Annotated in this window: 19 protein-coding genes; 13 read left to right on the top strand and 6 right to left on the bottom strand. The window is 60.5% G+C overall.

Features of this window, described 5'->3' with window-relative positions:
• Nucleotides 1–546, bottom strand: coding sequence for a metallopeptidase family protein (locus CVS29_RS01990; protein WP_211315075.1), 546 nt, complete (start codon nucleotides 544–546; stop codon nucleotides 1–3).
• Nucleotides 547–610: 64 nt separating this feature from the next.
• Here CVS29_RS01990 and CVS29_RS01985 point away from each other — a divergent pair, with 64 nt between their 5' ends.
• The 4 genes from CVS29_RS01985 (at nucleotide 611) to CVS29_RS01970 (ending at nucleotide 3,675) form a co-directional block, all read left to right on the top strand.
• The gene (locus CVS29_RS01985; protein ID WP_110104926.1) at nucleotides 611–1,015 is read left to right on the top strand and encodes a DUF3499 domain-containing protein; all 405 of its coding nucleotides are present in this window, start codon (nucleotides 611–613) and stop codon (nucleotides 1,013–1,015) included.
• Between the two features lie 92 nt (nucleotides 1,016–1,107).
• Nucleotides 1,108–1,302: a hypothetical protein gene (locus CVS29_RS01980; RefSeq protein ID WP_110104641.1), complete on the top strand. Its 195-nt coding sequence runs from the start codon at nucleotides 1,108–1,110 to the stop codon at nucleotides 1,300–1,302.
• 104 nt (nucleotides 1,303–1,406) lie between these two features.
• Nucleotides 1,407–2,258 (top strand): MBL fold metallo-hydrolase, encoded by an 852-nt coding sequence (locus tag CVS29_RS01975; protein WP_245932005.1) that lies wholly within the window; start codon nucleotides 1,407–1,409, stop codon nucleotides 2,256–2,258.
• A 178-nt stretch (nucleotides 2,259–2,436) separates the two neighbouring features.
• Nucleotides 2,437–3,675 (top strand): L,D-transpeptidase, encoded by a 1,239-nt coding sequence (locus tag CVS29_RS01970; RefSeq protein WP_170120868.1) that lies wholly within the window; start codon nucleotides 2,437–2,439, stop codon nucleotides 3,673–3,675.
• Nucleotides 3,676–3,728: 53 nt separating this feature from the next.
• Here CVS29_RS01970 and CVS29_RS01965 read toward each other — a convergent pair whose 3' ends face one another.
• On the bottom strand, nucleotides 3,729–4,526 hold the full coding sequence (locus CVS29_RS01965) for an RDD family protein (RefSeq protein ID WP_110104639.1): 798 nt from the start codon (nucleotides 4,524–4,526) through the stop codon (nucleotides 3,729–3,731).
• 50 nt (nucleotides 4,527–4,576) lie between these two features.
• Here CVS29_RS01965 and CVS29_RS01960 point away from each other — a divergent pair, with 50 nt between their 5' ends.
• The 3 genes from CVS29_RS01960 to CVS29_RS01950 all read left to right on the top strand — a co-directional run bounded on the left by CVS29_RS01960 (nucleotide 4,577) and on the right by CVS29_RS01950 (nucleotide 7,835).
• Nucleotides 4,577–5,569, top strand: coding sequence for a stage II sporulation protein M (locus CVS29_RS01960; RefSeq protein WP_179442371.1), 993 nt, complete (start codon nucleotides 4,577–4,579; stop codon nucleotides 5,567–5,569).
• A gap of 71 nt (nucleotides 5,570–5,640) precedes the next feature.
• Nucleotides 5,641–6,594: an SGNH/GDSL hydrolase family protein gene (locus CVS29_RS01955; RefSeq protein WP_110104923.1), complete on the top strand. Its 954-nt coding sequence runs from the start codon at nucleotides 5,641–5,643 to the stop codon at nucleotides 6,592–6,594.
• 65 nt (nucleotides 6,595–6,659) lie between these two features.
• Entirely contained in the window at nucleotides 6,660–7,835 is a 1,176-nt protein-coding gene (locus tag CVS29_RS01950) for a TIGR01906 family membrane protein (protein ID WP_245932004.1), read from the top strand.
• Nucleotides 7,836–8,341: 506 nt separating this feature from the next.
• Here the strand turns inward: CVS29_RS01950 and CVS29_RS01945 are convergent.
• Nucleotides 8,342–10,099: a dolichyl-phosphate-mannose--protein mannosyltransferase gene (locus CVS29_RS01945; RefSeq protein WP_110104921.1), complete on the bottom strand. Its 1,758-nt coding sequence runs from the start codon at nucleotides 10,097–10,099 to the stop codon at nucleotides 8,342–8,344.
• Between the two features lie 69 nt (nucleotides 10,100–10,168).
• On the opposite strand from CVS29_RS01945, the gene rsmI reads away from it, so the two are divergent.
• Together rsmI and CVS29_RS01935 are read left to right on the top strand one after the other, a co-directional pair.
• Complete coding sequence (gene rsmI, locus CVS29_RS01940) at nucleotides 10,169–11,104, top strand: 16S rRNA (cytidine(1402)-2'-O)-methyltransferase (RefSeq protein ID WP_110104920.1); 936 nt, start codon at nucleotides 10,169–10,171, stop codon at nucleotides 11,102–11,104.
• A 221-nt stretch (nucleotides 11,105–11,325) separates the two neighbouring features.
• Nucleotides 11,326–12,837 (top strand): NAD-dependent succinate-semialdehyde dehydrogenase, encoded by a 1,512-nt coding sequence (locus CVS29_RS01935; RefSeq protein ID WP_110104638.1) that lies wholly within the window; start codon nucleotides 11,326–11,328, stop codon nucleotides 12,835–12,837.
• Nucleotides 12,838–13,108: 271 nt separating this feature from the next.
• Here the strand turns inward: CVS29_RS01935 and CVS29_RS01930 are convergent, their stop codons facing one another.
• The 3 genes from CVS29_RS01930 to CVS29_RS01920 are packed head-to-tail and all read right to left on the bottom strand — an operon-like array spanning nucleotide 13,109 to nucleotide 17,925.
• The gene (locus CVS29_RS01930) at nucleotides 13,109–15,481 is read right to left on the bottom strand and encodes a transglutaminase TgpA family protein (protein ID WP_110104637.1); all 2,373 of its coding nucleotides are present in this window, start codon (nucleotides 15,479–15,481) and stop codon (nucleotides 13,109–13,111) included.
• Nucleotides 15,478–16,911 (bottom strand): DUF58 domain-containing protein, encoded by a 1,434-nt coding sequence (locus CVS29_RS01925; protein WP_110104636.1) that lies wholly within the window; start codon nucleotides 16,909–16,911, stop codon nucleotides 15,478–15,480. Before CVS29_RS01925 ends, CVS29_RS01930 begins: the two co-directional genes overlap by 4 nt.
• A 6-nt stretch (nucleotides 16,912–16,917) precedes the next feature.
• Nucleotides 16,918–17,925 (bottom strand): AAA family ATPase, encoded by a 1,008-nt coding sequence (locus CVS29_RS01920; protein WP_245932039.1) that lies wholly within the window; start codon nucleotides 17,923–17,925, stop codon nucleotides 16,918–16,920.
• 171 nt (nucleotides 17,926–18,096) lie between these two features.
• Here CVS29_RS01920 and CVS29_RS01915 point away from each other — a divergent pair, with 171 nt between their 5' ends.
• From CVS29_RS01915 to CVS29_RS01900, 4 genes are all read left to right on the top strand, one after another.
• Entirely contained in the window at nucleotides 18,097–18,990 is an 894-nt protein-coding gene (locus CVS29_RS01915; protein ID WP_110104634.1) for a TatD family hydrolase, read from the top strand.
• 257 nt (nucleotides 18,991–19,247) lie between these two features.
• Nucleotides 19,248–20,444, top strand: coding sequence for a resuscitation-promoting factor (locus CVS29_RS01910; RefSeq protein ID WP_110104633.1), 1,197 nt, complete (start codon nucleotides 19,248–19,250; stop codon nucleotides 20,442–20,444).
• A 156-nt stretch (nucleotides 20,445–20,600) separates the two neighbouring features.
• Complete coding sequence (rsmA, locus tag CVS29_RS01905; RefSeq protein WP_110104632.1) at nucleotides 20,601–21,479, top strand: 16S rRNA (adenine(1518)-N(6)/adenine(1519)-N(6))-dimethyltransferase RsmA; 879 nt, start codon at nucleotides 20,601–20,603, stop codon at nucleotides 21,477–21,479.
• A 12-nt stretch (nucleotides 21,480–21,491) separates the two neighbouring features.
• A complete protein-coding gene (locus CVS29_RS01900) occupies nucleotides 21,492–22,541 on the top strand; it encodes a 4-(cytidine 5'-diphospho)-2-C-methyl-D-erythritol kinase (protein ID WP_110104631.1) in 1,050 nt (349 codons plus the stop codon).
• Nucleotides 22,542–22,580 lie beyond the last annotated feature (39 nt).

The following is a 22,580-nucleotide window of genomic DNA, read 5'->3' as shown; positions in this document are numbered from 1 at the left end:
TCAGTTGCCCCGGTAACGCCGGAACAAGGGGTCAACTGCGTCCGGATCAATATTGAGAAGGCCAGCCACTTGCTCCACCAAGACCTCGTGCACCAGCTCCCGCACTTGTCCGGCAGTATCGCAGAGCGCTTCCACCGGGTGGCGGTAAATGATGATGGCGGGCGGTTCCCCCTGGCGGCCGTCAGCTGCGGGGAGGGCGGCGAGATACTTGCCCAAGGGCGCCTGCGCTCCGGAAGCGAGCAGGGCCTCCAACTGATCGGGAACTTCCTCCACCAGGTATTCCACCGTGGCCAGTGCCTCGGGCCACAAGGTGCGAAGGCGTTCGGCGGAGTCCACCACCAGGTCATCAAACTTCTCAGCACGGGTCCGCGAGGCGGGCAAGGCGGCAGCTAAGAGCGGGCCACGGCGCCCCCTGCCATGCCTGTCACGGCGGCGCCGCTGAAACGTACGGGCCGCCGGGTTTGGTGCCGCAGTAGCATCGGATTCCTGCAGATCAAGTGAGATCTGGATCGAACGCTCGCCATGAATTGCCTTGAACTCCATCATTTCACTCTAGGCCGCGGGCTCGCGGAGGGGAAATATCCTCGCGGGAAGGGTAGTGTTGGCAAACGTGGGTATCCTTCGTCAATGCACCAGATCAGCCTGCCGGGAAACGGCCGTGGCCACTTTGACGTACGTTTATGCGGACTCAACGGCTGTCCTGGGTCCTCTGGCCACATTTGCAGAACCACATTGCTACGATTTGTGTGCCAAACATTCCGCACGCCTCACGGCCCCGCGAGGGTGGGAAGTTATCCATCTGGCACGCTCAGATAAGCCACCAGCTCCGGGCCCGGATGATCTGCTGGCACTGGCCGACGCCGTCCGGGAAGCCGCGAATCCAGGCCCGGAAAAGGCCACTGGCGTGAGCGCAACGCGGAGAGACTACCGGGGAGCCCTGGAACCGCCGTCGCACCTGCCCTCATATTCGGGACCCCCCAGCCGCCGCGGGCACCTTCGCATCCTGGAGGACTAAACTCCTAGAAGCTGAGTCCGCAGCTCACGGCCCACCGTCAGGGCAGTAACCGAAAACTTCCCCTAAAAAAGTGAAATGGAGTGGCACCGGCCATGGCAAAGATAAACGAAGGCCTCTTGGCGTTGCTGCGTTGTCCCGTCACCAACTCACCACTGATCCAGGTGGGCGAAGAATTACTGAGCACAGCCAACGGTGAGGGCGGCACGCTCGTGCGGTACAAGATCGATGAGGGGATTGCGCTGCTGCTCACCCCCGAACAGCTCAGCCCCGAACAGCTCACCGCCTAGCAGCTCACTGCTTAGCAGCTCACTGCTTAGCGCACCGGGCCAGCCAGTGCCTGTGCTTTCCTATCATCAACCAAGCGAGAAGTTCAGTGACGAAGGGGTGGGCCGTGGTGTCAGCGTGGGAGAACATTGGGAGCTTCGTGCGGCGCCGGAGGGCTGAAAACCCCGGACCCATGACCCTTGACGGCACCAATTCCTATATTCTGACCGCTCCCGGGGCATCAGGGGTGGTTGTGGTGGATCCCGGCCCGCTCCAGGAGAGGCATCTTGGCGAGTTGGCAGCGGCCGGTTCAGTAGAGCTGATCCTGATCACCCATCACCACGGGGACCACACCGACGGCAGCGCCCGGCTGCATCAGCTCACGGGTGCCCCTGTCCGGGCGGCCTTGCCCGCCTTTTGCCATGGCGCGCAGGCATTGCACGACGGCGAGATCATCCAGGCGGGCGGCCTCACACTCGAGGTCCTCGCCACACCAGGACACACCAGCGATTCGCTGTGTTTTGTTGTCACAGATCCACTAGCGAGGGATTCCTTCGGGCAGGGCGCCGGCACGGTTGTTCTCACCGGAGATACCATCCTCGGCAGCGGCAGCACAGTGATTTGCCATCCTGACGGCAAGCTGGGGGATTACCTGGACTCCCTTGCGGCCTTGCGCAGGCGCGGCGCGCGAGTTAACGGAGCTGGCGTTACCGGCCCTGTTGCAGGAGCTGGCGTGGCTGCGCTGCCGGGCCATGGCCCGGTGCTAGGAGACATTGCCGCAGCGGCACAGGCCTATGAGGAACACCGGGCTGTGCGCATTGCAGAGGTTCGCAACGCCGTGGAACTTCTCGCCAGCATCGGGACGGCAGAGCCAACTGCCGCGCAGGTGGCGGCGATTGTGTACAAAGATGTGCCGGAGCATCTGCAGGGTGCGGCGTATTTGTCCGTGGAAGCACAGTTACTGTACCTGCGCGGTTAGCCGCCCCGGACATCTGCCGCTGGGGTCTAGACTTCACTTCCCATAACAACCCCATAACACCGCGGCCCTCTGGGCTTGGCGCGGCTCGCTGGCACGCAATCGTGGCGTAAAATTGTATCCGGCACTAGTGGTGCCACGATAGCGGACATTGGAATTAGTCCACCGAATGGGAGTTTGCATGGCTGAGTTGGATGAGACCAGGAATCGTCGCAAGGGATTGCGAGTTGCCTTGATCTCCTTGCTCGCTTTGGGCTTGGCTTTATCCGGTACAGGGTGCTCTGCAGTGGGCGAAAGTCCCGCCCCCGGTGCCGCTGAAACCAGCACGGCCACCACGGCACCACCCTCCACCACCCCCGCTGTTCCGGTGCAGACGTTGGTCAGCCCCGCAACAGGAACCGTCTCCGTAAACCCTGCCACTGAAGTAAACGCCATGGTCACCAATGGCACGGTGGCCAAAGCCGTCCTGGAAGAACAAGCAACGGGCACCCCGGTTGCTGGTGAACTGGTGGTGAGTAACCGTAAATGGATTTCCAAAGAACCTCTGAAATTCGGCACCGATTACGTCTTTAGTGTTACGGCCCAGGACACCGCAGGCACCAAGACCACCACGTACAGTTCGTTCTCCACCGTTGCCGCCTCACATGAGGCTGATGCCTGGGTATACCCGGCTGAGGGTGCCACTGTTGGAGTGGGGCAACCGCTCGAATTCAACTTCAGCGAACCAGTCATCAATAAGGAAGCCGTAGAGAAGGCCATCACCATCACCAGCAGCACGGGCCAACAGGGCGCGTTCCGCTGGTACTCGGATACCAAGGTTCGCTACCGCGGCGCTGACTACTGGCCTGCCAACAGCAAACTCACGGTGCAGATGGCACTGTTTGGCACCGATATTGGCAACGGCATGATCTACAACGCCAACAAAAGCTACGAGGTCAACATTGGCAACAAGGTCATCATGGAAGCGGATGCGGCCAACATGTCCGTCAGCATTCTCATCAATGACCAGGTAGCCAAAACCTTCCCGGCATCCATGGGCGATGAAAGGTTCCCCTCAGCCTCCGGGTTCATGGTGATTACCGCTGATAAGCAGCGCTACGCCACCTTCAAGGCATCAACCATTGGGCTCAAACCAGGGGATCCGGGCGACTACGGCTCCGTGGACGTGGAATTCGCCACACGGCTTTCCAACAGTGGCATCTTCATCCATCAAGCCACCCCCTATGCCATTCCCTACCTGGGCGTCACCAACCTCTCACACGGCTGCATTGGGCTCTCCCATGAAGGCGCTGGCTGGGTCTTTGAGAATATGCGCCCAGGCGATCTTGTCCACACGGTGGGCACACCCAATGACACCATCCATCCCACGGATGGTTACGGCGATTGGAACTTCGCGTTCAAGGACTACGCCTCACGCTAAGGCAGCCCCTCACGTAAACGCAGCGGCAGGCTACTTCCCGCCAACCCCGTGATCTAGCCCACCCCGTGGCGCCCTAGCGCACTACTGATAGCCGCTGCCCGCGCTGCTGCCGCATCCATGCGGCGGTATTCGCGGTCTCGACGCTCTGCGATGAGTGAGGCGAGGAATACTGTGGGATCGGTTCCGGGAGCCGGAAGAGGCGCCACGTGGGCACTGGCTTCACTGGCCAATTCCATGGCCAGGGCAAAGCGGGAGTTCCCGGCCATGGCGCTTCCTTGACGCAGGAACAAGGAGATGCGCCGCGCCAGAGGATCGGGAAGCCGGCCAATATCGGCCAACGCGGCCCATTGTGCCAGTGCGGGGGCCACTGAAACCTGCAGGGGCACGCTCTTGGGAGCGCGGTCTCGGATGGCGTAAGTGCCGGCAAGCATGTCACCGAGCCGCTTGGACTTGTCATTGAACAATGAAACCAGGCAGGCCACCGAACCCAGCGTGAGGTAAATTTCCAGCACCGCCAGCAGTGCCCTAACCAAGGCGTGCCGGAAGCGGATGGAACCGCCGTCGTCGCGCACCACACGCAGCCCCATAACAAGCTTTCCCAGCGACTTACCCCGGCTCAGCGTCTCCACCGTGATCGGGACAACCACAAGCAAGCCCACCACAATAGCCAAAATGATGGCACGCGCTGCGGCCGGATCCAGCATGAATGCCACCTGGCCCAGTAAAACGAACAAGCCAAACGCCACAGCCAGCGTGACTGTCAGGTCAATGGCCGTGGCCACGGAGCGGGCAGCGAAGGAAGCGGGGCGAAGTTCCAGGACAACGGCTTCACCGGTGATAATTGCGGACATGAAAACAGTCTATCCACGCCCTGGGACCTCGGCCCTATATGCTGGTGCGGATGGACATGGATGCCTTTACCTCGGTACACCGCCCGCAATGGGAGCGGCTAAATACGCTTGCCCGGAAACGGCGATTGAGCGGTGCCGAGGCGGATGAACTGCTGCATTTGTATCAAAGCGTTTCAGGACATTTGTCCCTCATCCGCTCCCTCACGGCTGAAAGTGCTCTCTCCGCCTCATTGTCAGCAACGTTGGCCAACGCCCGGACTCGGTTTACGGGCGCGCGAAGCAATATTTTTCTTGATATTGCAACGTTCTTCGTTGTAGCCCTGCCGGCAGCCTTCTACCGGCTGCGCTGGCTGACGGTTATTATTGGCGGCGTTTTTATTCTCATCGCCTCCCTCTTTGCGCTGTGGGTGGCAGGGGATCCGGCCGTACAGGCGGCTCTGGGATCTGACGCGGAACTGCAGCAGCTGGTCAATCACGACTTTGTGAACTATTACTCGGAAAATCCGGCAGCCTCCTTTGCCGGCGCCGTCTGGACCAATAACGCCTGGATTGCTGCCCAGTGCGTGGCCTTCGGGATCACCGGGGCCTTTGTGCCGTATCAAATTTTCATGAATGCCCAGAACGTTGGTGTCACCGCCGGAGCCATGTTCGCCTATGGCAAGGGTGATGTTTTCTTCAGCTATATTCTTCCGCACGGTCTCATGGAACTGACAGCCATCTTCATTGCCTCCGCCGCAGGACTGCGGATATTTTGGGCTTGGGTGAGCCCTGGGCCCCGCACACGGCTGGATTCGCTGGCCCGTGAAGGACGTTCGCTCATGACGGTGGCCGTGGGATTGGTCTTCGTCTTGTTTATCTCCGGCCTCGTGGAAGCTTATGTCACACCAAGCCCGCTTCCTGTGTGGGCCAAAATCACCATTGGCGCACTGGTTCTTGGGGCGTACTGGGCCTACACCCTGATATTGGGCCGCAAGGCGTTCCTTGCAGGGGAGTTGGGTGACCTTAACCCGGACGACGCCGGAGCCACCATCCGCTCGTCCTAGTAGTTGCGTCAGGCTAATAGATGCTTGCCGCAGGCCTCCCCAAAATCACCCCGTGGGTGCAAGATGGGGATATGGGTGATGACACTGCAGGCCAGGACAACGGACTGTTGCAGAACACGGGGTTGTTCCAGACCACGGTGCAACAGGGGAGCGCGGATCAACTCATTCCACCGCACCCGTGGCGGCGTTTTGTGGCATTGGGAGATTCCTTTACGGAAGGCCTGGATGATCCGGAACCGGGCAGTCCCGGCGGATATCGAGGATGGGCGGACCGTGCAGCGGAGGAGTTGAGTGTGGGAGTGCCAGATTTCGCCTACGCAAACCTGGCCGTCAGGGGGCAACTACTGCACGAGGTAATTGACACCCAAGTGGGTCCCGCCCTGGCGCTGACACCAGATCTGGTCTCATTTCAAGCAGGAGGCAACGATCTCTTTCACACCGGTGCGGACCCTGACAAGCTGGCCGCTCTTTTAGAGGGAGCCGTGAGCCGCCTGCGCCTGCAGGGAGTGAGCGTCCTGATCTTTGTTGGGCCGGACTCCGGGCGCTCCACCGTCATGGGCCAATTCCGTACGAAGATTGCCATCTTCAATGAAAATATGCGCAGCATCGCCGAACACCACGAGTGCCTTGTGGCCGATTTGTGGGCCATGAAGGAACTACATGATCCGCGCATGTGGAGTCAGGATCGGCTCCACCCGTCAGCCCTGGGTCACCACGCAGTGGCGGCTATGGTCCTAGAAACGCTGGGTGTGCCGAACTCCCTGAAGCCACTGACGCCCAAACCGCTTCCTGTGACAAGTTGGCGGAAAGCGAGAGTCGGTGACATCGCGTGGGCCCGGAACTATTTGATGCCCTACGTACTCCGAGGAATCCGGCACGAGTCCCCGACAGGAGGATTCGGTGCCAAACGGCCTGTGCCGGCACCCCTGCAGAGTGTCCCGCTTTCCAGCCGGGGCCGCCTCTTTGGTGAGGCTGGTCCACCAGATGCGGGAGCGGCACCCAAGCCTGAAAAAGAACCAGAGTGACAGTTTGGCATCGTCACGGGGTGGCAGTCACCGGGTGGGACCGCCTGCCGGTATCGTTTGGACTTGTGAGCGAGAATTCAAAGCCCCAGGACTCAGTGACACCCGAAGATGCTGTGACACGCCAAGATGCTGTGGCACGCCAAGAAGTTGGGGCGCAGGCCCAACAAGGCAGTCCCGCCGCCGGCAGCGCTGATACCAAGGCCGCTGATACCAAGGTTGCTGCCAGTGAGGCCGCTGCTCTTGCGGAAAAGGCCCGTGCTCGGCGCGTGGCGGCACCTGTTGGCGAGAGCTCGGTCTCACGGATCAAAATAGAGCAAGTTGCTCACCAGGAACCCATGCGGGCGGCATCGCGGATGCCGCAGTTGCCCAGTGACGAGGAAATCGCCGCAGCACTGGCTAAGAGCGCGGCCGTGGCCGAAGCCGTGGCTGGTGGCACGGGGACACCAGATGTACAGGGCGAGGACAGTGCCGTTGTGCGCCCCTCGGCTGAGGAACAGGCAAAGCGCAAGGCTGCCAGAGACAAGGCCGTCAATACAAAGCCAGTACTGACACGGGTATTTCAGGTCATCATCGCAGTTTTCTATCCCATCGTGCTGCTGGTACTAGCCATCAGGCTGGTCACCACCTCCACGTTTTTGTGGATCGAGTACCACCGCCCCGGGTTCCCGATCGACTCTTTTGGGTTCAGCACCGAGGACAGGCTCACCTACGGCTCCTACACCGTGGACTACCTGCTCAACTTTGCCCCGCCCCGGTACTTGGGTGACCTGGTCAACTCCATTGGCAACCCCTTGTTCCTGACCCGGGAAGTGGGGCATATGGCAGATGTGAAGACCGTTATTGTTATGGCCTTCCTCAGCGCCCTGCTCCTGGCGGTCATCATGGCTATTGGCGTGATATATCTTTCGCGGCGTAGCTTCGGCGGCAATCGCCGGGCTTTTTTCGCAGGCTCGATCGCCACTTTGGTCTTGATCATTGCTTTGGGTGTTTTTGCCGCAACCGGCTGGGAAGGGTTCTTTACTGACTTTCATAAGATTTTCTTCGCCCAAGGAACGTGGACGTTCTACACCGACGACACCCTCATCAGGTTGTTCCCTAGCCAATTTTGGTTGGATTCCGGCATCTTCATCGGTGCCTTTGTCCTAGTGGTCTCGTCGCTGACGTTAGCCTTCACCTGGCCAACAAGAGAGCGCCGCGTGGCCGTCATTGCGGCGCAACGTCCCGGCCGCCGCGCGGCATAGCTGTGCAGCAAGCCCGCTACGGCAGCCAATAGCGCCAAAAGTAGATACTGCCAGCGTGGCGAACGGTAGCGATAGTACCTCTTTTCATAGGAAAGCCGTCGAGGCCGTTTTGCCATCAATTGACAGCCTCCTTAGCCAGGCTCTGGCGCTGTGCCGGGCACAATGTCATTCAGTAATCATGGCCACCCACGGTTCGGGCGCTAGTAAGCCTCATGCCAGTAAGTCATATATCAGTACTGGGTTTGAAAGCGGGCAGGCCTGGGAGGGCATCAGAGAAGCCAGGCTGTGACAAAAAGCGTTTCATGGGGCCCAACATTATTTCTGAGGTAGTTCTGTGGTCCAAAAGGTTAGGGGTCTCACAATTGGTGAAGAAGTGTGATAGTCGGATCCGGAGGTATTTGGGAGACAGCCGTTAGCAGGCCACAACCCCACCCCGCTAACCTTCGCTGCTTCCCAGTCCACCCGCCGGCTGGCTCGGCCGGTGAACGTCATGAAAAAGGCGGTGGTTAGATCCAGCTGGGCAGCCACATGTGTTGACGCCATTGTTCTTGCGGGATAATCTCCGCCGCCCAAATGGGGTAAAAGAAGGCGCTCAGGGCTACTACGAGGACCAGGAAGATCCCTACGATGATGGCGCCTTGTTGACGACGCCAGGGAGGGTCGGAAACCTTGCCCAGGACCATGCCCAAAACCAGCACCAGAGCCAAGATCATGAAGGGTTCGTAGGCAATGGCGTAGAAGAAGAAGATGGTGCGCAGCGGGTAGAAGATCCACGGCAGGAAGCCGGCAGCGAATCCGGCCAGGATGGCCCCGGCACGCCAGTCGCGTTTGATGGCCCACACGCCCACCAGGAACAGGATGGCTAAGGTCCCGCCCCACCAGATCAGCGGGTTGCCCACGCTGGTGACTGCTGCAGTGCATTTTGCCACTACGCAGCCGCCGTCACCATTCTCATAGTTCTTCACATAGAAAGAGGTGGGGCGGCCCATGACCAGCCAGGACCAAGCGTTGGCCTTGTAGGGGTGATCAGAACCCAAACCGGTGTGGAAGTTATAGGCGGTGGAGTGGTAGTGCCACAAGGAACGCAGCGAATCCGGGATCCAACCCCACACCGTGGAGGGATTCTCGCCAGCCCAATTCCTGTCATACGCATCCTTGGACATGAACCAGCCGGTCCAGCTAGCCAAATACGTTGCAGCCGCCACGGGAACCATGCTGACAAAGGCAACAATGCCGTCCTTCCAGATAGCACCCATCACCCAATACTTAATGCCGGCGATGCGGCGGGCATTCATATCCCAAATAACGCTCATCAAGCCAAAAGCAGCCAGGAAAAACAAACCTGACCATTTGGTGCCAATGCACAGGCCCAGAGCTACGCCGGCGGCCAGCCGCCACCAGCGGATGCCCAGCCACGGCCCATAGAGGAGCTCCTTGGCCGGGACCAAGCCGCCGGGGCCGGCGAGGATGGAAAGCTTCGCAGCCAGCCGCCGTCGTCCATCATCACGGTCCATGATGATGGCGCCAAAGGCGGCGAGGGCAAAGAACATCACAAAGATGTCCAGCAATGATGTTCGGGACTGGACAATGGCATGCCCGTCAACCGCGAACAGTAGCCCGGCCGTGGCGCCCAGAATGGTGGAACGGAACATCTTCTGAGCAATCAATGCCAGCAGGAAGATGGATACGGTACCCACCAAGGCTGCAGAGAACCGCCAACCGAACGTGCTTTCCGGGCCGAAGAGCCACATACCAAAGGCAATCATCCACTTGCCCACGGGAGGGTGCACCACATATTCGGGGGTGGTCTCTAGGCTGGTAAAAATGCCTTGGTTGAAGAGGTCGTTGGCCTTCTCCGCCCAATTTCGCTCGTAGCCGCTTTGTAAGTAGCTGTAGGCGTCCTTGACGTAGTAGGTCTCGTCAAAAACTAACGACGGAGGCTGGCCCAGACGTAGGAAGCGCAGCAGTCCACCTACCAAGGCGGTCAAGGCAGGCGCCAGCCAAAACCAAAGCCGCAGGCTCGCCGGGGTAGTGGAAAAAGAATAGCGTGCACCAAGCAGCCGTGCGCCAAGAGCCGAGCGGGTAAAAGCTTGCGCAGGGTCTCGCAGCCACCGCAGCGAAGAAACTCCCGTGCCCGCCGCGGGCACCGGAGCCTCCACTGCCGGATCAGCCGTGACCGAGTCAGCGCTTACCGGGAGAGCAGAGCTGTCCGCCTGGGGATCAAAGGTGGTGGGGTTCTCCGGGGCCGCCGGGGCGGTATCCATAGCTTGGGGTTGCACGGAGTCAATGCTACCCAAGTGGGCCCAGAAGCTGGGGCGCACTACGCTGGTGTCATGGAAGATGACTTTGGCACAAATCCGGCACCCGCACATGACGACTCGGAAACAACCGAAGAAACCCTCGATTCAAGCCTTGCGCCTCCTGCGCTCCCCGGGGAGGGGTACATTATTCTGGCCGCAACACCCATTGGAAACATGGGTGACGCCTCAGCTCGGCTGATTGCCTGGTTGGGTGCTGCAGATATTGTTGCCGCCGAGGACACCCGCCGGCTGCACCGGCTGGTGACCAGCCTGGGCGTCAAGGTGGGCGGGCAGATCATCAGTTACCACGAACACAATGAGGCCGTGAAGACCGCCGAGCTGCTGGCTCAGGTACAAAGCGGCAAGACACTTCTCATGGTCACCGATGCAGGGATGCCGTCAGTGTCCGATCCTGGCTTCCGGCTAGTGAGCGCGGCAGTTGCCGCAGGTGTAAAGGTGACAGCTGCTCCGGGACCGTCAGCTGTTTTGACGGCACTGGCCCTCTCAGGTCTACCCACGGATAGGTTCTGTTTTGAAGGATTCCTGCCGCGTAAGTCAGGGGAGCGGGCGGCGCGCCTGCACGAACTTGCGCTGGAAAAGCGCACCATGGTGTTTTTTGAGGCCCCGCACAGGCTCGAAGCCATGTTGCGTGCCCTGCACACAGCTTTTGGGCCTTCCCGCCCCGGCGCCGTATGCCGGGAACTGACCAAGACCTATGAAGAAGTAATACGCAAACCCCTCTCGGGACTGCTGGAATGGGCTGAAGAAAACCAGATTCGCGGCGAGATCGCCATTGTTGTTGGCGGTGCTTTGGAAGGTGACCTGGGTACCACTGAAGACCATGTGGCTGCTGTCAACGAGCTCATGTCACAGGGGATGCGCATGAAGGAAGCCGTTGCGGTGATTGCCCATGACGTGCATGTCAGCAAGCGTGAACTCTACAGCGCCGTGCTGGCAGCCCGCGGGTAGCCACAGCTGCCAGTCTGGTACCCACCGCAGATGTTGTTGTGCAGATGTTGTTGTGCAGATGCACAGCGATTCCTGCATGGGCAGTGCGTCCATGCGTAGACACTGTTGTTCGCCCGGAACTACCGTGAACTACAGCACTATTTTCCATGCACTGCCCCGGTAAACTCTGGCGCCCTCCCTGGCCCCGCCTGAGGTGCGGGCACCAGATAAAAGGAGTCACCATGACAGTGAGCCCAACCGCCGAACTCTCCGGCGCCAAACTGACCGAACGCGAACGCGCCTTGCTGGCAAGTGTTCCCACCGGCTTGTTGATCAACGGCGAATGGCGGCCTGCGGCTTCCGGGAAAACCTTTGTTGTGGAGGACCCCTCAACAGGTCAGGCCTTGGTAGAGGTGGCTGACGCTGGCGCCGAGGATGGTGCTGCAGCCTTGGATGCGGCTGTGGCTGTCCAAGAAGAATGGGCAGCAACCCCGGCACGCGTCCGTGCTGAAATTCTGCGCCGCGCCTTTGATATGGTCACCGCCCGGGCTGATGACCTGGCTCTGCTGATGACCCTTGAAATGGGTAAGCCGCTTGCTGAAGCCCGCGGCGAAGTCAGCTACGGTTCCGAGTTCCTGCGCTGGTTCTCAGAGGAAGCAACCCGTTCCTTTGGCCGCTACTCCTCCAACCCCGAGGGCACGCAGCAAATCATGGTGCAAAAGAAGCCGGTTGGTCCCTGCCTGCTGATCACTCCCTGGAACTTCCCCCTGGCCATGGCAACCCGCAAGATTGCCCCGGCCATTGCTGCCGGTTGCACCATGGTGCTCAAGCCGGCCAACCTGACACCACTGACCAGCCACCTCTTCGCCCAAATCATGATGGAGGCGGGCCTGCCGGCCGGCGTCCTGAACGTGGTCTCCACCAGCGATGCCGGCGGAGTGACGGCTCCGCTCATCCAGGACTCGCGGCTGCGCAAGCTCTCCTTCACCGGATCCACCCCCGTAGGCAAGCGCCTGTTGGCTGACGCGTCCGCGAATGTGCTGCGCACGTCCATGGAACTGGGCGGCAACGCACCATTTTTGGTCTTTGACGATGCAGACCTGGACGCAGCCGTGGAAGGCGCCATGGCCGCGAAGCTGCGGAACATGGGCGAAGCCTGCACGGCAGCTAACCGATTCCTCGTGCACGAATCCGTGGCCGAAGAATTTGCCACCCGCTTTGCTGCCCGCATGAGCGCCATGACCACCGGCCGCGGAACTGACCCGGCCACCAAGGTGGGGCCGCTGATCGACGCCAAGAGCCGTGACAAGGTGCACTCACTCGTGAGCGAGGCCGTAGCCGGCGGCGCCACCGCAATCACAGGTGGCAGTGCCGTGGAGGGTGCCGGATACTTCTACCAGCCCACCGTACTCACGGGTGTGGAACCGGGAGCCCGCATCCTCACGGAAGAGATCTTCGGCCCAGTCGCCCCCATTGTCACGTTCAAGAATGAGGACGAGGCCGTAGCGCTGGCCAACAATACCGAGTACGGCCTGGTGGCCTACGTCTTCACCAAGGACCACAACCGCGGCCTGCGTATGGCCAACCGGATTGAAACCGGCATGATGGGCCTAAACGCGGGTGTCATCTCCAACGCCGCAGCCCCCTTCGGCGGCGTCAAGCAGTCCGGTTTGGGCCGTGAAGGCAGCATCGAAGGTATCGAGGAATACCTGTACACCCAGTACATCGGCTTCCCCAACCCGAACAACGCCTAGTCCCCACCTGCCGGCCCGGTATATCGCTGCGCGATCTGCCGGGAACCTGGCATGTGTGGCCCCACCCACCTGCCGGCCCGGTATATCGCTGCGCGATCTGCCGGGAACCTGGCATGTGTGGCCCCACCCACCTGCCGGCCCGCCCACCTGCCGGCCCGGTATATCGCTGCGCGATCTGCCGGGAACCTGGCATGTGTGGCCCCACCCACCTGCCGGCCCGGTATATCGCTGCGCGATCTGCCGGGAACCTGGCATGTGTGTCGCCGGCTCTCTAGCTTGCGTTGGTGTCGGTACGGCGGATGAGCGAGGCCGGCATCAACAAGGCGCGCATCCGTCCCATTAGTGTGGATTGTGTCCGTAACCGCGCGGTCACGCTCTGTACAGCATCCGCCAAATCATCCCGGCGTGTCTTGGAAAGTCCCGCACCGTAGATGGCTTCTTCATAGGCATGGAGCAGCAAGGTCAAACCGGACGGTGTTGTTGGCCCCAGCATTGCCGCGAACTGTTGTGCCGCCAACGCAGGGGTGTGGGCAGGATCTTGGCGATAACCAAAATCTGTGGCCGAATCCTGAAGTTCTCGCCAAGCCCGCACCTCTGGGGAAACAGTGTCGCGAGGATCGTGGATCTTAGCCAGGCGCCGGCGTCGAATAGCACTGCGTAGCAGAGCCGGAGACGCCAGAGCAGCCAGAATTAGCAGCACCCACCCCATCCCTGCCAGCCACCGGCCACTGTTATCAACCGCTGTCCCAGTACCGGATAGAGCGGTGGCACTGACGCTAGTAGTGGCAGTGGAAGCAGCGGTTGAAGGCTGTTCCGTGGTAGCAGCTTGGCTTTGGGGCGCTGGCGTTGGGACGGAGTCTTCCTGGGCGTACGCCGGCACGTCACCGCGGGATGGAGTGGGTTCAAAAGGTACCCAACCCAGGCCCTCAAAGTAAAGTTCGGGCCATGCGTGAGCATCGCGGCCGGCAACTTCAAAGCCGCGCATCTGAAGATTCTCTTCTTGCTTGTCCAAGCCCGGCGTCCGGGTTCCAGCCGTATAACCTACGGCGATGCGGGAGGGGATCCCCACCTCACGCGCCATGACTGCCATAGCCGCGGAGAAGTGGACACAATAGCCTTTTTTGTTCACCAGAAAATCTGCCAGCACGCCCATTCCGGAGCCGTCATACCCGTCCGCCACAGGTGCGCTCAAGCTGTAGCTGAATTCATCCGACTGGAAATAGTTCTGTATGGCTATTGCCTTGGCATAGGGGCTGACTGCCGTACTGGTGAGATCCGTGACGGTCCTGTTCACAATTGAGGGAACATCGGAGGGTAGCGCCAAAAAGACCGGGTCAAGTTCTTTCCTCGGCGCTGCCGTTGCCTGATTCAACAGATCCGGCGTCAGGACCGGCATTTCACTGCGCACTACATAAGACTGCCCAGCCGTGGTCGAGGTCTGAGAGACGATGGTGGCTGTGGAGGGGTTCCATAGCCACACTCCAGGCAACTGCTGGACATCCGTGACCGTGAGCGGAGCGGGCAACCACTCATCACCCACACCCGGGACAGTAATACGAGTAACTGTTTTTGCCTTGGGTAGTCCTGAAGACGGCCCGATAGCGGGAGAAAGACGTGAGAGCTTCGCTTGCAGGTTTGAAGGCAGTGCCGAGGGACCCCAGACCTTGCCCTTGAAGTTCTCCAACGTGGTCAGCCGCAAATACTCCGGCTCCTCTGCACTGGTGGTGTACCGCAGCACCACGCGCTCTGACTGGGAGCGCAAGTCATCACCGAGGGTCACCATAGCGTCCAGTGAACCGCCTTCGCCTGTTGCGTTCAAAGCAGAACCTTGCGGATACCGGCCCTCTGTAAACCCGGGGAGGGCAGCTGTGACAAACTGCATCAGCAGGACCACAGAGGCGCCCATGACCAGTGCCTTCGTGAGGGTGCCGCTGGGCGCCTTGGGCATGTCTGTTCGAAATTTTCCATCCGGTACATACCACCGGCAACATGCCAGAATCAGCAGAAACCCGGACGCCGTCCCCACCAGTCCGGGAGTGCTGATCCCTGTCCTGGTGGTCAGCGCAGCTGGTAGCAGGATGAGTAAGAGACCCATGAAACTTGCGGCAGGGAGAGCTACCGTGATGGCGAGTGCGTCTATCAGTAAGGCGGCAAAACCCAGCCCGGCGCAGAACAGAAAGTGCATGGGGGAGGCTGAAGGGACGGGTGCCAAATTTGTCATGATGAGATTTGATGCATCAGAGGCAAGATCCAAGGCGGAGCTCAGAGTTCCAGGAGTCGGGATCACCCCTAGCACAGCGGTGCCAGGGAAGAACATCAGCGTCAGAACCATGAACCAGCCAACAAGAGCACCCAACGGAGCCGCTGGGCTCAGTGCCGAGTAGCGGCGCATCAAGGCTGGGAACAGCAACGTTCCGGCAACCACTACGGCAGCTTGGGGCAGCCACGCCATGTCCTGGAGCACTCCTGCCAAACCAAGCGAGGCGCCCATAACGGCGGAAAAGATGACCAAAGCCAGCACCCAGCGTGCCGGGCCCGTTGCTTGGGTACCCAAATAGCTGTGCAACGAACGGGACTCGGGCCTCCCGCCGTCGCCGTTTTTCTGGTGGGAGGGGTTCGGGCTCGCCAGAACATTATTCGTCATGAACGCCCCTTCCCGCCCCCGTGGTGGGCGTCCAGGTTAGCCCAGGCCTGCCACAGGGTAGTGGCTGGAGTTACCGGTGCAGCATGCCAGCCGGCGCGGCGCAGGATTTGTGCCGCGGGTTCGGCGTCAGTGGCGGTGGCGCACACGAGGAGGGCGTAGGAGCTTTGTGTGCCTTCGGCGTTACCGGCCAGCAAGGTGGCCTCGGCCTCACTGAGGGCTCCCATGACAGCAATCACCGGGCCGCGGCGCTCGCGGTCATGAAGCCGGTGGGCCAGGATAGCGGCCAGCGTTGTTTCACCAGGTCCGGCGAGTTCCACAGCTGCCAGGCCAGCAGCCACGGCGTAGCTTCCTTCGCCGCCGCTGTATTCAGCACGGGACGGCTCCGCCGCGGAGGCTGATGTCAACAGTGCCGGGGCGCCCAGATGGTCCAGCAGTGTCAGCGTGAACGCGCGTTCCAGCAGATGCGCGGCAATGGAGGCGGTGGCAACAATGGCCTCTTCAAAGGCCGCCGTGGTGGTCAGTTCTGGCAGATCCTGGGCGGCTCGTGTGGCGGTGCGCAAGGACTTGTTGGTTGGCGGGGCAGGCGCTGTTGGCGCGGCAGGCGGGGCAGGCGCTGTTGGCGCGGCAGGCGGGGCAGGCGCTGTTGGCGCGGCAGGCGGGGCAGGCGCTGATGGTACAGATGGCCCGAACGCCAGGGCGCGCCGGTCCAGAATAAGGATAGCTTCGGGAGTTGTTACGGGTTCCTCCCCCCTGACCATGAGCCGGCCTTGCCGAGCAGTGAGCGCCCAATGAACCCGTCGCAGCGGATCCCCGTAGCGGTAATCACGAGTCATGAGGTCATCCTGATGTGAACGGGCCAGCTCCGAGGTGCTCTGTGAGCCGTCTTGGCCGTGGCCTTCGCTCACGGAAATTGCCGGCAGTTCGAGAGCTGCAGGGGCAATGGTGAGGCGGTCGCCGTGGTCTATTCCGCGCCGTAGAGATGCCACACCAAAAGGATCGGTGAACGTGCACAGCAAGGGGCCAATGGTAAACACGCCGCGATGGCGCGGAAGTAAGGAGTAATGATAGTTACTGCTGGAAGCGCGTGGTATTCCGGCTTGGGGATGGCTGAAGGTGGGTACCTGAGCGAAAGTTGTGGGGAGAGCCTCCACCAGCTGGCTTTGTGAACCCCCAGGATTGTGCCCACGGACCTCAAGGCTCACTTCAACGGGTTCGCCAACACGGCCCAGAAGGGGAGAGATGTGTCGGTGCAGGCTGAAGCCGGATTTGAAGAAATGCAGGGACGCATAGGCTGTGGCTGGCAGCATAAAGCAAAATACGGCAAGGGTCAGAACATCACGCCTACCCAAAATTGAGGCCAAGATGAGGGAAAGAACCGCGCAGGCAAACAATAACCAGCCCCGTGGACGAAGAAGCTGAAAAAGGGACATGGGCGGCTACCTGCTGCGAGCGTCCTGTCCGGCACGCCCGTCCTGCTCGCCAGGAACAGCAACCTCCGCCAGGATCTTTGTAATGACGCTAGCAGGCGTGGATCCTTGGCTGGCGGCGCTTCGCTCCACCAGCAAACGGTGTGCCAGTACCGGTTCGGCCAGGGCACGGATGTCATCGGGCAGAACAAAGCCGCGGCTGGCAAGGGCAGCTGCAGACTTTCCCGCCCGCAGCAATTGCAGCAACGCCCGGGGACTGGCGCCCAGACGCAGCTCCGGACTGGAACGGGTGGCTTGTCCCAGAGCAACAATGTAGGCGCGCACGGCAGGGGACACGTAAATCGCTGCCACCGTGGCCGTCATGGCGCCAACTTGGGCAGCCGTAGCCACGGGGCGCACAGCATCAAGCGGGTTGAACGATTGATGGGTCTCAAGCATTGCCATTTCTGCGCCGGGATGCGGATAGCCCAAGGAGATGCGTGCCATGAAACGGTCACGCTGGGCTTCTGGCAGCGGATAAGTGCCGGCCATTTCAATGGGGTTTTGTGTGGCGACAACCATGAATGGGCCGCTCAAAGGGTAGGTGGTTCCATCCACGCTCACCTGGCGTTCGGCCATGGATTCCAACAGTGCCGACTGTGTTTTTGCGGAGGCGCGGTTGATTTCATCCCCAATGACAATGTTGGCAAAAATGGGGCCCGGACGGAATTCAAAGGCCTGTGAGGACTGGTTGAAGATCGACACCCCGGTGATATCGCTAGGGAGCAGATCCGGGGTGAACTGAATCCTGTTAACCGAACAGTCAAGGGTGCGGGCCAGCGTCTTGGCCAGCAGCGTTTTGCCCACGCCGGGTACATCCTCCAAGAGGAGGTGCCCACCCGCCAGTAACACTGTCAGGGCAAGCCGGACGGCGTCTTCCTTACCATCCACAACAGTGTTCATGACGGCCATAATGTTTTGGCTTAGCTCAGAAAAATGTTCCGGAGCCATGGCCAGTTCGGATGCCTGCGGGTTCATAGCCCCTGCAACGTCTGCTGCCAGTAAAGTTTCCTGGAGGTGCATGCCTCACCTTTCGAAAAAAACCCAACAACACACCATGAGCTGCCTCGTGTGATCCACGCTACTAGTGTGGCGTGATTTTGTGGTCATTGGGACAAAGAAATTAAGCAAACGGTAAAGTTGGCAACCATGTGCACCCATGACGTTCCGCGCCCTTATCGCCCTGAAGAATTGACGGACATTGGCGGAGCCCGCCCGGGTGCCTTTGCCGGTGCCCCCGCACCGCTCCCCGTCCCCGTGTATGACAATCACACGCACTTTGACTTTGGTGACTCTCCAGTTGAGCTGCGTGCGGCCTTGGATGCGGCAGAGGCTGTGGGTGTTGCCGGTGCCGTTCAGGTTGGCTGTGACCTGGCGTCCTCCCGGTTTACAGTTGCCGCGGTCGATGCGGACCCACGTCTGCTGGGCGCGGTTGCCATCCATCCCAACGACGCCCCCGAACTGGCTCTGGCGGGCACTCTGGATGATGCTCTGGCTGAAATTGATGCCATGGCCGCCCATCCCCGCATTAGGGCCATCGGTGAAACAGGCCTGGACTATTTCAGGACGGGCGAAGCGGGCTTGGCGGCGCAGCACCATTCTTTCCGTGCGCACCTGGACATGGCCAAGCAGCGTGAGCTCGCGCTGCAAATTCACTGCCGTGACGCGCACACCGATGTCCTCGCAACGCTGGATGAGGTGGGGGCACCCTCAAGGTTAGTTTTTCACTGCTTCTCAGGGGACGCCGAATTGGCAAAAATTTGTAACGAAAAGGGATGGTTCATGTCCTTTTCTGGGACCTTGACTTTTAAAAATGCCCATAATTTGCGTGCGGCCCTTGCGGTGGCTGACCCGGCGCTGATTCTGGTAGAGACTGACGCGCCATTTCTGACACCTCATCCATTCAGAGGGCGCCCTAATGCCAGCTATATGCTGCCTTACACGGTGCAATGCATGGCACAATTGATGGGCTTGGACTTGAGTGAAATGGGCCACCTGCTGCGCACAAATACTGGCTCTGTTTACGGCTCCTGGTCCGATTGATCCTGTACTTTCGATCACTTTTCCGTGACCAAACCTTGTCCGTTTGGTCACGATTGGGTTACGCTGGGGAACTATTAGCCGTGGTCGGGGAAGGCCAACGGATGAAATGCCATAGGACATAGCGTAAAAAAATGATCCGTGGCAACCGTTCGCAAGAACAATTCTGGCAGGACCGTCCGCAGTATCTTGCGGCCACTATCCACCAGTGTTGCTCCGTACTTTCCCGTGCCCGGGTGCTCTAGTAGTAACGAGAACTCGTGTCTTCTTTCCTTACCGTCAATGGCAAATTGAGTTATTTGAAGCTTGCCTGCCAAGGCGCAGTGCTCATAGCACTCGTCGCGGCGCTCATGGCATTCATCACGGCCACTAAAACCGTCACTCTCGTGGTGGATGGCCAAGCCAGCTCAATTCAGGCTTATGGTTCCTCCGTCAGTGACGTGCTCAAGCATGCAGACGTGAGTGTGAACTCTGGTGACCACATCACACCGGCTCTGGATACCAGCGTCGAGAGTGGTTCAACCATCACCGTCAATACGGCCAAGGACATCAAGGTGAGCTTGGATGGGGCGGAACACACTGTTACCACCACCTCCACAAAGATCAGCGGATTGATGAGCCAACTAGGCATCGCCGCCAACGCCAGGCTCTCACTGCCGGCAGATACTCTGCTCGCCAATTCGGCTGACCTGAGCATCATTACCCCTAAACAAATCACGCTCGTGGCTGACGGCAAGAAGCAGGTCAAGACCACCACGGCCCAGAATGTTGGCGATTTCCTGGCTGAGACTGGAGTGACGCTGGCTAAGAGCGATCTCGTCTCCACTCCCGGCGTGGCAACAGTTGTTGAGAACATGGTGGTCAAGGTGACCCGGGTCAACACCTCTGGAACAGCCAAAGAAACAGCAGATGTGCCGTTTGAGACCGAACAAAGCGTGGATCCTGCTCTCTTCAAGGATCAGAAGAAGATCATCAGCGAAGGTGCCGCCGGCACGCTGCAAAAGACCTTCCGTACGGTAACTGTTGACGGTGTGGTTGTCAGCCGCACCGAAACCGGGTCCACGGTTGTCAAGGAACCCGTTGCCGCGAAAATCAGCTTCGGTGGCAAAGAACGCCCCGCCCCGAAGGATGAAACCAGCAGTAAGGCTGCCAACACCGAAGCCAAAGCTGGAGCCAACACCGAAGCTAACACCGGGGCCAAGGCGCCGACCATGTCCAACGAAGCCATGTGGGATGCCATTGCGCAGTGTGAAGCTACCGGAAACTGGTCCATCAATACCGGCAACGGCTACTACGGCGGCTTGCAGTTTGACATTGGTACCTGGCTGAGCAACGGCGGCGGAGCCTACGCCCCCAACGCCAGCCTGGCCACTAAAGCCCAGCAGATTGACATTGCCAACCGTGTTTACGCCCAGCGCGGCCTGCAGCCGTGGGGCTGTGGACATGTGGTGCAGTAGCAGCCACCCTGATCTAGCTCTCTCCCTGAGTGAGTGGCCGCACTGAGCGGCGGAGCCTGTGTGACGTTGCACAAGTGATAGTCAGTAGATACTCCCCGGAGCGGTTTCAACACCGATGCGGGGAGTATCTTCGTTAATAGCGGCTACCATTATTGCGTGACCTCCCCGCATCCCACCCCAGCCACCCAGCCACTGCTGGGCGCCACCGAAATTCGCCGCTTGGCAGAAGAAATAGGTGTGCGCCCCACCAAGACACTGGGACAAAACTTTGTCATTGACGGCAACACCATCCGCCGCATTGTGGCCGCAGCCGGTGTGGACCCCAGCGAAACCGTGCTCGAAGTGGGCCCCGGACTTGGCTCTTTGACACTGGGGCTACTCGATGTCGCCGCCCGCGTGGTCGCCGTGGAAATAGACCCCGTGCTGGCGGCGAAGCTCCCAGATACCATCGCGGCGTTCCGTCCGTTACTCACGGGAAATATTGATGTGGTGCTCTCGGACGCCATGCGCATCACCGAGCTTCCCGCTGAACCCACAGCCCTGGTGGCTAATCTGCCCTACAACGTGGCAGTCCCCGTGGTACTGCATCTACTGGAGCATTTTCCTTCGCTGCGCCACGGCCTGGTCATGGTCCAGGATGAGGTGGCAGACAGGATGGTTGCCGGCCCCGGTTCCAAGACGTACGGGGTGCCTTCCGTCAAGGGCGCCTGGTACTCGCAGATGCGCAAGGCCGGCGTCATTGGTACGAATGTTTTTTGGCCAGCCCCGAAGATCAATTCCGGGCTGGTGGCCTTCACCCGGCGCGAACCTCCCGTCACCCAGGCTTCGAGGGAGCAAGTGTTTGCTGTCATCGACGCTGCTTTTGCTCAACGCCGCAAGACCCTCCGGGCAGCCTTGGCAGGCTGGGCCGGCGGTGCTGCCGAGGCTGAAGTCTTCTTGCGTCAAGCTGGAATAGACCCCACCGCCCGTGGCGAAGTTATTGATGTGGCCGCTTACGCCCGTATCGCCGAAGCAAAGCTCATGGCAACGGCCTAGCCCATGGACCCTATGAACAAGCGCGGAAGAGGCGGGGCCGCCACACCAGGCGGGGCCGCCACACCAAGCAGTGGAGCCCCAGGTTCCGCTGATCAGTTCGTCACAGATCCCACGTGGGCCCCCGCCGCCCGCCGGGTCAAAGTGCGTGCCCCGGGGAAAATCAACGCCTATTTTCAGGTGGGTCCGCTACGTGCGGACGGCTACCACGCCGTTGCCAGCAGTTATGTTGCGGTCTCGCTGTACGAGGAAGTGGCTGCCACATCCCGCCCCGGTACGCCCGCCACGGAGATCACAGTCTCACTCAGCCCGGAAAGCTCCCTTGAGCCGGAACTGCTGGCAACCATACCGCTGGATGCCAGCAACTTGGTGGTCAGAGCTGCACTTCTGGTAGCTGGGATTGCTGAGGACCCCAGCGGGGTTCATCTTGAAATTACCAAACATGTGCCCATTGCTGGTGGCATGGGCGGCGGCTCGGCGGACGCCGCAGCGACCCTCGTGGCCTGCGACGCGCTCTGGCATACCGGCCTCTCCCGTGAAGAGCTGGCCCAACTGGGGTCCGAACTTGGCTCAGACGTGCCGTTCGCACTCATGGGGGGTGCCGCCGTCGGGCTGGGCATTGGGGATGAGCTCAGCCCTGCTCTGGCACCCACGCCACTGCATTGGGTGCTGGTTCCGGCAGACTTTGGGCTGTCCACCCCGGTGGTCTATGACAGGCTTGATGCGCTGCGCCTGGCTGCCGGGATCACCGCTTCGGAACCCAGCCAGATCAAGGCTGGTGTCTTGGCGGCGTTGCGGGCCGGGGATGCGCAGGCACTGGCCCCCTGGTTACACAACGATTTGCAGGCCTCGGCAGTGTCGCTGGCACCGTCGCTGACCCAGACCCTGGCCGAGGGGAAGTCGCTGGGTGCGCTGGCAGCGTTGGTGTCCGGATCTGGGCCCACCATCGCGTTTCTGGCCGAGGACGCAGACCATGCGCAGTCGTTGTCGGCGGCTCTGGCCGGTCTGGGCCATGAGGCCTGGGCTGTGCAGGGACCTGTTCACGGCGCCCACATAGTCGCCTAGAAAAATTTTTATATCCAAAATCTGAAGGAAAGTGGTACC

This window comes from Arthrobacter psychrochitiniphilus (assembly GCF_003185915.1).
GTDB lineage: Bacteria > Actinomycetota > Actinomycetes > Actinomycetales > Micrococcaceae > Specibacter > Specibacter psychrochitiniphilus.
The sequence above is the reverse complement of the archived record's forward strand: the minus strand, read 5'-3'. Positions and strand labels throughout refer to the sequence as shown.